Source organism: Plantibacter sp. LMC-P-059a (assembly GCF_030209505.1).
Taxonomy (GTDB): domain Bacteria; phylum Actinomycetota; class Actinomycetes; order Actinomycetales; family Microbacteriaceae; genus Plantibacter.
In genome coordinates this window covers 208749-221357 of sequence record NZ_JARVRZ010000001.1, presented here as the reverse complement: position 1 = coordinate 221357, position 12609 = coordinate 208749, and the positions used below count along the sequence as shown (strand labels likewise).

The window sequence follows — 12609 nt, the reverse complement described above, 5'->3', positions numbered from 1 at the left end:
CGTGGCTGTTGAAGAAACCCTGGTACTCGTGAAGCCCGACGGCGTCGCACGCAACCTGACCGGCGAGATCCTCCGCCGGATCGAGGCGAAGGGCTACTCCCTCGTGGACCTCCGCATGGTCGAACCCGACCGCGAGCTCCTCGCCGCGCACTACGCCGAGCACGAGGGCAAGCCGTTCTACGAGCCGCTCGTCGAGTTCATGCTGAGCGGCCCGGTCGTCGCGATCCGCGTTGCCGGCAACCGGGTCATCGAGGGGTTCCGTTCGCTCGCCGGCACGACCGACCCGACGACGGCGGCCCCCGGCACCATCCGTGGCGACTTCGGTCGTGACTGGGGACTCAAGGTGCAGCAGAACCTCGTGCACGGCTCGGACAGCGTCGAGTCCGCCTCGCGCGAGCTCGCGCTCTGGTTCGCCTGACGCCCGTCCGTCATCTGACGACGAAGCCCGCCCTCGGTCTCCGGGGGCGGGCTTCGTCGATCTGCGGGGCAGGTGTCAGAGGTAGGAGAGGACGTCGAGCCGCAGTTGCGCGATGATCGCGACGACGAGGTAGCAACCGAGGGTCACGACGACGATCCAGGAGGAGACGACGCCGGCGACGCGGCGGACGGCGGGCGAGGCCGGGATGATCCCGTTCTTGAGCGTGAACGCCGTCACGGCGATGAACGAGGGGATCGTCACCGACCAGGTGACCATGCACCACGGGCAGAGCGTGCCGAGGACGAAGATGCTCTGGGAGATCAGCCAGATGACGAACCCGAGGGCGCCGAGGAGTCCGATGTTGAAGGCGATCCAGAACCATCGCGCGAAGCGGGCGCCGGCCAGGATCGCGATCCCGACGGCGATCGGCGCGATCCAGGCGGAGAGGCCGATGAGCGGGTTCGGGAACCCGAGGATCGCGCCCTGCCAGGAGTTCAGGTTGACGCCGCACTGCACCAGGATGCTCAGGTTGCAGCCCAGTTGTGCGTCGGGATCCTGCAGGAGCTGGAACTTGTCGAGCGTGAGCGCGAACGCCGCGATCCACCCGATGGCGCCTGCGAGGATGAGGAAGATCGCGAGGCCCTTGGGGCGCGCGTCGATGACCGGAACTGACACGCTCCGATTGTCGCACGCGGAGCTGCGCGCCGGCTCGGACGGTCCAGGACATGCCCGGGCAGGTGGCGCTCAAGAGTGCCGGCCCCGTTCGTGCGATAATCGAGGGGTTGTGCCCGAGCCGCGCTCGACCGCACGACACAACAGGCTTGTTGGGCAATGAGAGCCCAGGACCCGCCGGCACGTGCCGGCACGATCGTGAGAGCTCCGAGAGCCAGCGATCACACAGGATTTGCGAACGGCTGCACCCGCAGACGCTCGCACGAGATGAAGAACCGGATGGTGGCGCGGCCACCGACCCGGCATAGGGGAGTACACCAGGAATGGTGAAAGAGCACACCGAGGACCCGGCCACGCCGGAGACCGAGCACGAACCGACCGACCAGCAGCTCACGACACCTGACGCCGCCGACGGGTCCACCGAGACCGAATCGTCCCAGCAGCCGACGGTGCAGGAGGAATCGGCCCCCGTCGCACCGGTGCGTCCGCCGACGACCATGCTGCTGTTCCAGGCACCGGACCTCCCGCCGATCGTGCACCGCGACGACGAGCCGCTCGAAGCCGAACTCAGCTCGTCCAGGCGACGCACCCGTCGTCGTGCCGGTGAGGACGGACCGGAGCAGGCCGAGCGCGGCGATTCGCGCTCCGAGAGCCGCAACGTCGTCAAGGTCCGCACGCCTCGCGAGCCGGAGCTCATCACCGAGCCGCAGAAGGTGCGCGGCTCCACCCGGCTCGAGGCCAAGAAGCAGCGTCGTCGCGACGGGCGCGACGCGGGCCGTCGCCGCCCGGTCGTCACCGAAGCCGAGTTCCTCGCGCGCCGCGAGTCCGTCGACCGCGTCATGGTCGTCCGTTCCAAGAACGGCAAGACGCAGATCGGTGTCCTCGAGGACGGCGTCCTCGTCGAGCACTACGTCGCCAGGAGCCAGGAGGCCTCGCTCATCGGCAACGTCTACCTCGGTCGCGTCCAGAACGTGCTCCCGAGCATGGAGGCGGCCTTCGTCGACATCGGCCGTGGCCGCAACGCCGTGCTGTACTCCGGTGAGGTCGACTGGGACTCCGTCGAGACGGGCAACCAGCCCCGCCGGATCGAGCTCGCGTTGAAGGGCGGCGACACCGTCCTCGTGCAGGTCACGAAGGACCCCGTGGGCCACAAGGGCGCCCGCCTGACCAGCCAGGTCTCGCTGCCCGGTCGCTACCTCGTCTACGTGCCGAACGGCTCGATGAACGGCATCTCACGCAAGTTGCCCGACACGGAGCGCGCACGCCTGAAGAAGATCCTCAAGGAGGTCCTGCCGGAGAACGTCGGCGTCATCGTGCGCACGGCCGCCGAGGGCGCCACCGAGGAGCAGCTCACCCTCGACGTCACGCGGTTGAAGTCGCAGTGGGCGGAGATCTCGCGTCAGATCGAGACCGTCCAGTCGCCGGCACTGCTGCACAGCGAGCCCGACCTCCTCATCAAGATCATCCGCGACGTCTTCAACGAGGACTTCCAGAAGCTCGTCATCCAGGGCTCGGACGCCCTCCAGGACATCCAGAGCTACCTCCGCGGCGTCGCGCCCGACCTGCTCGAGCGCGTCGAGGCCTACGACGGCACCGGTGACGCCTTCGTCGACTATCGCATCGCGGAGCAGATCGAGAAGGCGCTCGACCGCAAGGTCTGGCTCCCGTCCGGCGGTTCGCTCGTCATCGACCGTACCGAGGCGATGACGGTCGTCGACGTCAACACGGGCAAGTTCGTCGGTTCAGGCGGCAACCTGGAGGAGACGGTCACGAAGAACAACCTCGAGGCCGCCGAGGAGGTCGTGCGTCAGCTGCGACTCCGCGACATCGGCGGCATCATCGTCGTCGACTTCATCGACATGGTCCTCGAGACGAACCGCGACCTGGTCCTCCGACGTCTCGTCGAGTGCCTCAGCCGCGACCGGACCAAGCACCAGGTCGCCGAGGTGACCTCGCTCGGACTCGTCCAGATGACGCGCAAGAAGCTCGGTCTCGGGCTCCTCGAGACGTTCAGCGAACCGTGTGAGGTCTGCGCCGGGCGTGGCGTCGTCGTGCACCACGACCCCGTCGTCCGCCACCGCCAGACCCCGCAGCCGGAGCAGCAGCGTCGTCGCGGCAAGGGCGGAGCGCAGGGCGGCCAGCCGTCGGGTGGCCAGAACGCGCAGCAGAAGCCGGCCGGCCAGACGCACGGGATCACGGACGACGCGAAGAACGCGCTCGCGCTCATCGCCGCTCGCACGCTGCACCACGAGGAACTCGCCGCGGCCGAGGCGGTCGCCGACGCGGTCGTCGCAGAGGCGGCAAGCGCCGAGGACCGGACCACCGAGGAGTCGACGCCTCAGCAGGATGACCGGTCGGCCGCGTCCGCCGGGCAGCAGCACGAGGGTCGCCGCAGCCGCCGCGAGAAGCGGGAGCCGCGCCGTCGAGGCGGCGACGATGCCCGTCGTGGCGCCACCGAGGACCGTTCCGCCGACACCACGACGGACTCCGCGGCGCCCACGCTGGCGTTGCTCGACCTGCCGATCGCCCCGGTTGCCGACAAGCCGCGGCGTACTGCCGTGGTCGATCCGGAGCACCTGCTGGAGTCCGTCCTCGACGCGCTTCCCGAGCCGAAGCAGCCCGGTCAGGGTCGAGGCCGGAGCCGACGCGTGTCGACGGCTTCGCTCGCCGGTGGGCAGGCTGTCGGATCGGACGCGTCGCAGCGTCAGGCCGAGTAGTCCCGATCGATCAGGACGGCGCGTCTCCGGTGGAGGCGCGCCGTTCGCGTGCGGTGATGCGCAGGCCGCTGGCGATCAACCGGCGGACGAGTTCGCCACCGGTGACGGCCACCGCCCCGGCGGCGACGAGGGTCTCATGCCGTTCGGCGGGCACGTCGTAGTGGTCGAGATCGAACGAGCGCGGCGGCAGGCCGGTGCGCTCGGCGAACGCGTGCAGCTCCTCGAGGGAGCTGTCGCTCACGACGTGCGACCACAGGGTGCCGTGTGCCGGCCAGAGCGGTGGGTCGATGAGCACGGTCATGCCCCCATCCAACCACCGTCGCCGCCGGCGGATTCCCGTCGGGTCCGGACGCGCCGGGCACCCGGCCTTCGTTCAGGAGGCCTCGGGGTACACTGATCGAGTGCATCCGGTGTGGGAGCCGTGAGGAACAGCCTCGATCTCGATCGTCTGTCCCGCTGGTTTGACCTGGACTGCACGATGAAGTAAACTCGACCGTTGGTGTGCATTGAGTTTTCATTGCCACCCACGGTTTTCTGCCATCAAGGTGTCCCACGTGTTCGAGCCTTTCCGAGCAGTAACTTCCAGCAACAGTCAGTCGGAGCGTTTCGCTCCCCAAAGAACGGGTACGTAGTGGTTTACGCAGTTGTGCGCGCCGGAGGACGGCAGGAGAAGGTCGAGATCGGAACCATCGTCACGATGGACCGGGTCAAGGCCGACAAGGATGGCAACATCGAGCTTCCCGCGGTGCTCCACGTCGACGGTGAGAACATCATCTCCGACGCGAAGTCGCTCGCGAAGATCACGGTGACGGCCGAGGTGCTCGAGAACCTCCGCGGTCCGAAGATCATCATCCAGAAGTTCAAGAACAAGACCGGGTACAAGAAGCGTCAGGGGCACCGTCAGGAGCTCACGCGCGTCAAGATCACCGGCATCAAGTAAGGCATCGAGGAGAAGAAGAGATGGCACACAAGAAGGGTGCGAGTTCCACTCGCAACGGTCGTGACTCCAACGCACAGCGTCTCGGTGTGAAGCGCTTCGGCGGCCAGGTCGTCCTCGCGGGCGAGATCCTCGTCCGTCAGCGCGGCACGCACTTCCACCCCGGCGCCAACGTCGGCCGTGGCGGCGACGACACGCTGTTCGCTCTCGAAGCTGGCTCCGTCCAGTTCGGCAACAAGGGCGGCCGCAAGGTCGTCAACATCGTCGCTGCTGCAGAGTAGCAACACCGATCTTTCCAGCAGGGGGCGGGCTTCGGCCCGCCCCCTGCTGTCGTACAACCGAGTTACATGATCCAGAGAGGGGCTGAGCGTCCATGGTCACATTCGTCGACCGGGTCACACTGCACCTGCGAGCGGGCGGCGGCGGCAACGGCTGCGTCTCCGTGAAGCGCGAGAAGTTCAAGCCGCTGGCCGGCCCCGATGGCGGCAACGGCGGACACGGTGGCGACATCGTGCTCGTGTCCGACCCTCAGATCACGACCCTCCTCGGGTACCACCGGTCACCGCACCGCAGCTCCGACACCGGCGGCTTCGGTATGGGCGACCACCGGAACGGCTTCCAAGGCGAGACGCTCATCCTGCCGGTGCCGGTCGGAACCGTCGTGAAGGACGTCGACGGCGTCGAACTGGTCGACTTCGTCGAGCCCGGTATGGAGTTCGTCGTCGCCCCCGGTGGTCAGGGCGGCCTCGGGAACGCGGCCCTCTCCTCGACCAAGCGCAAGGCCCCGGGCTTCGCGCTCCTCGGCACGCCCGGCTGGGAGGGCGATGTCCTCCTCGAGCTGAAGACCGTGGCCGACGTCGCACTCGTCGGCTACCCGTCGGCCGGCAAGTCGAGCCTCATCGCCGCGATGTCCGCTGCCAAGCCGAAGATCGCCGACTACCCCTTCACCACACTGCACCCGAACCTCGGCGTCGTCGAGGCGGGCGAGGTCCGTTACACGATGGCGGACGTCCCCGGACTGATCGAGGGCGCGAGCGAGGGCAAGGGACTCGGCCTGGAGTTCCTCCGCCATGTCGAGCGGTGCTCCGCGTTGTTGCACGTCCTCGACTGCGCGACGCTCGAGCCGGGCCGCGACCCGATCAGCGACCTCGACATCATCCTCGCCGAGCTCGCCGCCTATCCCGTCCCGGAGGGGCAGACGCCGCTCGTCGAGCGTCCCCAGATCATCGCCCTGAACAAGATCGACGTGCCTGAGGCGCGGGAGCTGGCCGAATTCCTGCGCCCCGACCTCGAGGCACGCGGCTACAAGGTCTTCGAGATCTCGACGGTCTCGCGCGAAGGCCTCCGACAGCTCTCGTTCGCGTTGAGCGAGCTCGTCGAGGAGAGCCGCGCCCGCGCAGCCCTCGAAGCCGCCAAGCCTCGGATCGTGCTCCGCCCGAAGCCGGTCGACGACTCCAAGTTCACCGTCACGGTCGAGGGTGGCACCTACGGCAACCTCTACCGCATCCTCGGTGCGAAGCCGGAGCGCTGGGTGCAGCAGACGGACTTCAACAACGAGGAGGCCGTCGGGTTCCTCGCGGACCGCCTGGCGAAGCTCGGCGTCGAAGAGGCGCTGTTCAAGGCCGGTGCCGTCGCCGGTGCCACCGTCATGATCGGCGCGGGCGGAGGCGTCGTCTTCGACTGGGAGCCGACGCTGACGAGCACCGCGGAGCTCCTGACCCAGCCTCGTGGTACGGACCCCCGACTCGACGCGAGCCACCGCCCGACGCGCAACCAGCGTCGCGACGAGTACTTCGAGCGCATGGACGCCAAGGCGGAGGCGCGCGCGGAGCTGCTGCGCGAACGCGCGGCCGGTCTCTGGAACGACGACGAGGGCTTCGAAGTGGGCTCCGTGCCGGCTGACGCCCAGCAGGACGAGGGTGGCGCGTCGGAGGACGACGAACGGTGACCGTCAGCCAGCGCAGTGCGATCCCTGGTGCCCGCCGCATCGTCGTGAAGGTCGGTTCCTCCTCGATCAGCGGTGAGAACGCCGGGCAGATCACTGCGCTGGTCGAGGCTCTCGCCGGAGCGCACGACAGGGGGACCGAGGTCGTCCTCGTGTCCTCCGGCGCCATCGCGACCGGGATGCCGTACCTGCGCCTCGATGCACGACCAAGCGACCTGGCGACGCAACAGGCGGCTGCGGCCGTCGGGCAGAACGTCCTCATCTACCGGTACCAGGACAGCCTCGACCGCTTCGGCATCGTCGCCGGTCAGGTGCTCCTGACGGCGGGCGATCTCGAGAACCCGAGCCACCGGAGCAACGCCCAACGGGCGATGGAACGGCTGCTGGGGCTGCGCATCCTCCCGATCGTGAACGAGAACGACACCGTGGCGACACATGAGATCCGGTTCGGCGACAACGACCGGCTCGCTGCGCTCGTCTCGGTGCTGGTCGCGGCGGACGTCCTGATCCTGCTGAGCGACGTCGACGCGCTGTACACGCGTCCTCCCGAGGAGCCCGGTGCCGAGCGCATCGACGAGGTGCCGTTCGGCGACCCGCTCACCGGCGTGACGTTCGGCGACATCGGGTCAGCGGGAGTTGGAACGGGCGGTGCAGGCACGAAGGTGTCCGCGGCCCGGTTGGCTGCTGAGGCAGGGACCTCCGTCCTGGTGACCTCGACGGCGAACGTCGCCGCCGCGCTCCGGGGCGAGCAGCTCGGGACCTGGTTCCAGCCGGCTTGAGCCGGCTCCGCGGGGGTCGCTGAGTACAATCGACGCATGTCGTCGTCTCTCACCACCGCGCTCCCGCTCATGGATCGTCTCGCCGCTGCGAAGCGTGCGTCCCGGATGCTCGCTCAGACGACCACTGCGCAGAAGAACCGGGCGCTGGAAGCGATCGCCGCGGCGATCGTGGAGGGCGCCGACGCGGTGATCGCCGCCAACGAGCTCGACCTCGCCAGCGGGCGGGAGCAGGGGATGGCGGTCGGCCTGCAGGACCGTCTCCGCCTCGACCGCGGACGGATCGAGGGGCTGGCGGTCGCGGTGCGCGACGTCATCGCGATCGTCGACCCCGTCGGTCAGGTCGTCCGGGGCAGCAACACACCGGACGGCGTGAAGCTCGAGCAGGTCCGCGTCCCGTTCGGCGTGGTCGGCGCGATCTACGAGGCCAGACCGAACGTCACCGTGGACATCGCCGCCCTCGCGATCAAGAGCGGTAACGCGGTCGTCCTCCGCGGTGGTTCCGCGGCGGAGCACACCAACGCGGTCCTCGTCGCTCTGCTCCGATCAGCGCTGGAGTCCGTCGGCTTGCCCGGTGATGCGGTGCAGACGATCGACGAGTTCGGCCGGGACGGCGCGAAGCAGCTCATGAACGCCAGGGGCCTCATCGACGTCCTCATCCCGCGGGGGAGCGCCTCGCTCATCGAGACGGTGGTCCGGGAGTCCACGGTGCCGGTGATCGAGACCGGTGCCGGTGTGGTGCACGTGTTCCTGGACGCGAGCGCGGACCGCGACTGGGCGGTGGACATCGTCCGTAACGCGAAGGTCCAGCGCCCCTCGGTCTGCAACGCGCTCGAGACCGTGCTCGTCCACCGGGACGCCGCTCGCCGCCTGCTTCCCGCCGTGCTCGGCGACCTCCGGGAGCATGGCGTGCTCATCCACGCGGACGAGCAGGCCCGCGAGATCTTCCCCGATTCGGTGGCGGTCGTCGAGGAGGACTGGTCGACCGAACACATGTCGCTCGAGGTGTCGGTGCGCGTCGTCGACGACCTCGATGCCGCGCTCGAGCACATCGACCGCTACTCGACGGGGCATACGGACGCGATCGTCACGAACGACGTCGTCAACGCCGATCGCTTCCTCGCGGAGGTGGACTCGGCGGTGGTCATGGTCAACGCGTCGACGCGGTTCACCGACGGGGCGGAGTTCGGGTTCGGCGCCGAAGTGGGCATCTCCACCCAGAAACTGCACGCCCGGGGGCCGATGGGCCTCCCGGAACTCACGAGCACGAAGTGGCTCGTGCGTGGTACGGGCCACACCCGTCGGTAGTCGCTAGACTGAGATGGGCGTCACCAGGCGTCGCACAGAAGGAGAGATCATGTCGATTGCCGCGTCCGTATTGGCTGCCACCGTTCTGGCCGAGTCGGAGCACGCCGTCGAACTCGCCGCTCCGACCTGGGTCTTCGGCGCCGTCGCACTCGTGCTGTTCGCCATCCTGGGTGCTGTGACGTTCAGCTATCGCGACGTCGCCAACCGCCACGGTGGCAAGGACGAGCCGACGCTGGCGCACGGCGAGCACGGTCACTGAGCTGTCCGGCGTGAGCGCGCCCGTCGCCGAGACGACGACACGTCGTCCTCGGATCGGCGTGATGGGTGGAACGTTCGATCCCATCCACCACGGGCACCTCGTCGCCGCTTCCGAAGTCGCGCAGCACTTCGACCTCGATGAGGTCGTGTTCGTCCCGACCGGCATGCCGTATCGCAAGTCGGGCGTGAGCGACAGCGAGCACCGGTACCTCATGACGGTCATCGCCACCGCGGCGAACCCCCGCTTCACCGTCAGCCGGGTCGACATCGACCGCGCGGGCCCCACCTACACGATCGACACCCTTCGCGACCTGCGACGCAAACGGCCGGACGCCGAGCTGTTCTTCATCACCGGCGCGGACGCGATCGCCCAGATCCTCAGCTGGAAAGACGTCAGGGAGGTCTGGGATCTCGCGCATTTCGTTGCTGTGAGTCGTCCGGGACACGATTTGAACGTTTCCGGATTACCACAGCACGACGTAAGCTTGTTGGAAGTTCCGGCCCTTGCGATATCGTCGACGGATTGCCGGAGCCGGGTGAGCAAAGGCTTTCCAGTCTGGTATCTGGTTCCCGACGGTGTCGTGCAGTACATCACCAAGCACCACCTGTATCGGAGTGAAGCCACATGACCGCGTTGCCAGAAGACGCGCCCTTGACCAGGCGACAGGCTCGAGCGAGCCAGCAGTCGTTGACGCCCGCCGACGACGCAGCGCCCGAAACGGCTGCACCGCGGAGCCGTCGCGCATCGACGTCGGAGCCGGTCGCCGGGGGAGCGATCCCCGAGCCGGCAGTGTCGGAGACCGCCGGCGCCCCACGTGTCGAGCCGGCGTCACCCGCGTCAGCTTCGCCCGCCTCGAGCCCCAGCTCGACGCCGTCGTCCAGTGCGCCGAGCCCGGCTCCCACCGGTGGGCTCACTCGTCGTCAACTCCGCGAGTTGGAGCGGACCGGCTCGATCGAGCAGATCCCGGCGGCAACCGCGCCGGTCGCACCACCGGTGGAGCAGCCCGTGCCCTCGGTGGCTCTGCCGCCGCGCACGCCGGATCAGGTCGTCGCTCCTCCCCAGAAGCAGAACAAGGCCGCCCGGCAGCAGGCCGCGAAGCTCGCCCAGCAGACGGCCGCCGCCGAGGCTGAAGCCGCTGCGGAGACCGAACGCCGTGAGGCCGCTGCCCGGAAGCAGCAGGCCGAGGAACGCAAGGCCGCCGAGCGCAAGGCCGAGGAACGCAAGGCCGCCGAGCGCAAGGCAGCCGAGCGCGCCGCCGCGGAGGAGCGGGCCACCAAGGCTCGTGCGTCCGAGGCTCCGGCACCCCAGGTGACGCCGGCGAGCGACAAGCCTGTCGCGTCCGGCTCGCTGTTCGACGTCTCCGATCGTGACGACATCTCCGAGGACCCGGCGTCCACGCTCTCGAAGGGGTTCGGGCGCGACTCCATGCTCGTGGCGGCACTCGAGGCCGAGCGGGCTTCGCAGGTCGACAACGAGGTCGCTTTCGAAGACCTGCTCGGCAGCAGCATGACGACGACGGGCCAGATCACCACGAGTTCGCTCATCATCCCCGTGGCCCCCGCGCAGGCGGAGGCCGGTGCGACGTCGAACTCCACGGGCGAGATCCTCATCACCGGGACGATCGACCTCCCTCGGGGGCTCGGTTCCGCCGGCCAGGACCCGAACCACTTCGACGGCGCGGGCATCGACCGCCTCGTCGAGGGGGACGAACTCCCGGCCTCCGTCACCGCCGCTTCGCCCGTCGCGGCGAGCCGCGCGGTCAGTAGCCACGGATCGACGCGCGACGTCGTCCCGGCCACCACCAACCAGAGCAACAAGCTGCTGATGACCCTCGCGATCGCCGCCGCGGTGCTCGCGGCGGGTGTCATCGCAGTGCTCATCATCGGATTCTTCGGCGGGGCGTTCTAGCCCTTCCGCCATTCACCCGACCGCATCCCCCGCGGTCGTCAGAGGAGTACACCACATGACCCTGTCCGACACCACGCTGGACGCCGTCCAGCTCGCATCGACCGCAGCCGAGTCGAAGGGCGGCGAGGATCTCGTCGCGCTCGACGTCTCCGGACCGCTGCCGTTCGTCGACGCCTTCCTGCTTGTCACCGGGCGGAGCGAGCGCAACGTCGTCGCCATCGCCGGTGAAGTCGAGGACCGCCTGAACGCCAGCGGCGTGAAGACGCTGCGTCGCGAGGGCAAGTCCGAGGGTCGCTGGATCCTGCTCGACTTCGGCGAGGTCGTCGTCCACGTCTTCCATGAGGAGGAGCGGATGTACTACTCGCTGGAGCGTCTGTGGAAGGACTGCCCGGTGATTCCGCTGGTGTCCTCGGCTCCGCAGCCTGCGAGCTGATCACCTCGTCGGTGCCGGCATCGAAAGTGGTCACAACCGCTCTCAAGATGTAGTAACCTATTCAAGTTGCTTCCGCTGAAACAGCAGGGGCAAGCAACGTGAATATGGGTCTGTGGCGCAGCTGGTAGCGCACCTGCATGGCATGCAGGGGGTCAGGGGTTCGAGTCCCCTCAGATCCACTCGAACACCAAGAAGTCCCCGTCAGCCGAACAGCTGACGGGGACTTCTTCGTTGGGCGGAAGCCCGAGGTCAGTTCACCTCGTCCGGGTGGCTGCCGACGCGCTTTCCCGAGTCCAGGGCGTCGATCGCGGCGATCTCGTCGGCCGACAGCTCGAAGCCGAACACGTCGAAGTTCTGTGCGATGCGCTCGCGCGAGTTCGACTTCGGGAAGACGATCAGGCCGTTCTGGAGGTGCCAGCGGATGACGACCTGTGCGGGCGTCACACCGTGGGCCTCGGCAGCAGCCGCGACCGCCTGCTCACCGAAGAGGTCGTACTTGCCCTGACCGAGGGGGCCCCACGACTCGATGTGGATCCCGTGCTCGGCACCGAACGTCCGCAACTCGCGCTGCGCGAAGGCCGGGTGCAACTCGATCTGGTTGACCGCCGGGACGGTGTCGGAGTTCGCGAGGAGCTTCTCGAGGTGCTTCACCTGGTGGTTGGAGACGCCGATCGAGCGCGTCTTGCCGGCGGCCTTGATCTCCTCCAGTGCCAACCACGCCTCGAGGTAGTCGTCCTTGCCGGGGGTGGGCCAGTGGGTGAGGTACAGGTCGACGTGGTCGAGACCGAGCTTGTCGAGGCTCTCGTCGATCGCCGCGTGCGCGGACGCCTTCTGGTGTCGGTCGTTCCAGAGCTTCGTGGTGATGAAGAGTTCGTCGCGGGGGATGCCGGACTTCGCGATGGCGGCGCCGACGCCCTCCTCGTTCTTGTAGATCGCGGCGGTGTCGATGTGGCGGTAGCCGACCTCGAGTGCATCGGAGACGATGCGCTCCGCCTCCTGCGGGTCGACGAGGAAGACGCCGAAACCGAGCTGGGGGATGGTGTGGCCGTCATTGAGCGTGATGGTGGGAACAGTCATGGCTTCATGGTGGCACCGGAACCGTTCATCCGGAACGGGTCTTCGCCCTGCGCGTAACCGGTCGACACGCCTGGGAATACCCGCGGCGATCCTGTGCTTGTCCTTCCACAGGGCAGGCGTCTGCCCTGACGACGGCCGAGGCCTGAGAAGGATGACACC

14 protein-coding genes and 1 tRNA gene are annotated in these 12609 nt (G+C 68.2%); 12 read left to right on the top strand and 3 right to left on the bottom strand.

Translation table 11 applies throughout. The features are described from left to right. Position 1 precedes the first annotated feature (1 nt). Positions 2 to 418 carry a nucleoside-diphosphate kinase gene (ndk, locus tag QRN27_RS01055; RefSeq protein WP_056006638.1) on the top strand — a complete coding sequence of 139 codons (417 nt, stop codon included), beginning with the start codon at positions 2 to 4 and terminating at the stop codon, positions 416 to 418. 75 nt (positions 419 to 493) lie between these two features. On the opposite strand, the gene QRN27_RS01050 is transcribed toward ndk, so the two are convergent. Further along, positions 494 to 1093 (bottom strand): vitamin K epoxide reductase family protein, encoded by a 600-nt coding sequence (locus tag QRN27_RS01050; protein ID WP_285040396.1) that lies wholly within the window; start codon positions 1091 to 1093, stop codon positions 494 to 496. A 320-nt stretch (positions 1094 to 1413) separates the two neighbouring features. On the opposite strand from QRN27_RS01050, the gene QRN27_RS01045 reads away from it, so the two are divergent. Next, on the top strand, positions 1414 to 3807 hold the full coding sequence (locus QRN27_RS01045) for an Rne/Rng family ribonuclease (protein WP_285040395.1): 2394 nt from the start codon (positions 1414 to 1416) through the stop codon (positions 3805 to 3807). Between the two features lie 10 nt (positions 3808 to 3817). On the opposite strand, the gene QRN27_RS01040 is transcribed toward QRN27_RS01045, so the two are convergent. Continuing rightward, on the bottom strand, positions 3818 to 4108 hold the full coding sequence (locus tag QRN27_RS01040) for a DUF4031 domain-containing protein (RefSeq protein ID WP_285040394.1): 291 nt from the start codon (positions 4106 to 4108) through the stop codon (positions 3818 to 3820). A 330-nt stretch (positions 4109 to 4438) separates the two neighbouring features. Here QRN27_RS01040 and rplU point away from each other — a divergent pair, with 330 nt between their 5' ends. The 10 genes from rplU (at position 4439) to QRN27_RS00990 (ending at position 11552) form a co-directional block, all read left to right on the top strand. Next, positions 4439 to 4747 (top strand): 50S ribosomal protein L21, encoded by a 309-nt coding sequence (rplU, locus tag QRN27_RS01035; RefSeq protein WP_082455812.1) that lies wholly within the window; start codon positions 4439 to 4441, stop codon positions 4745 to 4747. Between the two features lie 20 nt (positions 4748 to 4767). Beyond that, positions 4768 to 5025: a 50S ribosomal protein L27 gene (gene rpmA / locus QRN27_RS01030; RefSeq protein ID WP_056006626.1), complete on the top strand. Its 258-nt coding sequence runs from the start codon at positions 4768 to 4770 to the stop codon at positions 5023 to 5025. 92 nt (positions 5026 to 5117) lie between these two features. Then, entirely contained in the window at positions 5118 to 6692 is a 1575-nt protein-coding gene (obgE, locus tag QRN27_RS01025; protein WP_285040393.1) for a GTPase ObgE, read from the top strand. Then, entirely contained in the window at positions 6689 to 7468 is a 780-nt protein-coding gene (gene proB / locus QRN27_RS01020) for a glutamate 5-kinase (protein WP_285040392.1), read from the top strand. The genes obgE and proB overlap by 4 nt, the downstream gene beginning before the upstream one ends. A gap of 36 nt (positions 7469 to 7504) precedes the next feature. Continuing rightward, on the top strand, positions 7505 to 8773 hold the full coding sequence (locus QRN27_RS01015; protein WP_285040391.1) for a glutamate-5-semialdehyde dehydrogenase: 1269 nt from the start codon (positions 7505 to 7507) through the stop codon (positions 8771 to 8773). 49 nt (positions 8774 to 8822) lie between these two features. Beyond that, positions 8823 to 9032, top strand: coding sequence for a hypothetical protein (locus tag QRN27_RS01010; RefSeq protein ID WP_056006618.1), 210 nt, complete (start codon positions 8823 to 8825; stop codon positions 9030 to 9032). Positions 9033 to 9042: 10 nt separating this feature from the next. Next, positions 9043 to 9660, top strand: coding sequence for a nicotinate-nucleotide adenylyltransferase (nadD, locus tag QRN27_RS01005; RefSeq protein WP_255353616.1), 618 nt, complete (start codon positions 9043 to 9045; stop codon positions 9658 to 9660). A gap of 305 nt (positions 9661 to 9965) precedes the next feature. Further along, on the top strand, positions 9966 to 10940 hold the full coding sequence (locus tag QRN27_RS01000; protein ID WP_285040390.1) for a hypothetical protein: 975 nt from the start codon (positions 9966 to 9968) through the stop codon (positions 10938 to 10940). 55 nt (positions 10941 to 10995) lie between these two features. After that, complete coding sequence (rsfS, locus tag QRN27_RS00995; RefSeq protein WP_056006609.1) at positions 10996 to 11373, top strand: ribosome silencing factor; 378 nt, start codon at positions 10996 to 10998, stop codon at positions 11371 to 11373. A gap of 106 nt (positions 11374 to 11479) precedes the next feature. Further along, positions 11480 to 11552, top strand: a tRNA-Ala gene (locus QRN27_RS00990). Positions 11553 to 11622: 70 nt separating this feature from the next. On the opposite strand, the gene QRN27_RS00985 is transcribed toward QRN27_RS00990, so the two are convergent. After that, positions 11623 to 12450, bottom strand: coding sequence for an aldo/keto reductase (locus QRN27_RS00985; protein WP_285040389.1), 828 nt, complete (start codon positions 12448 to 12450; stop codon positions 11623 to 11625). Positions 12451 to 12609 lie beyond the last annotated feature (159 nt).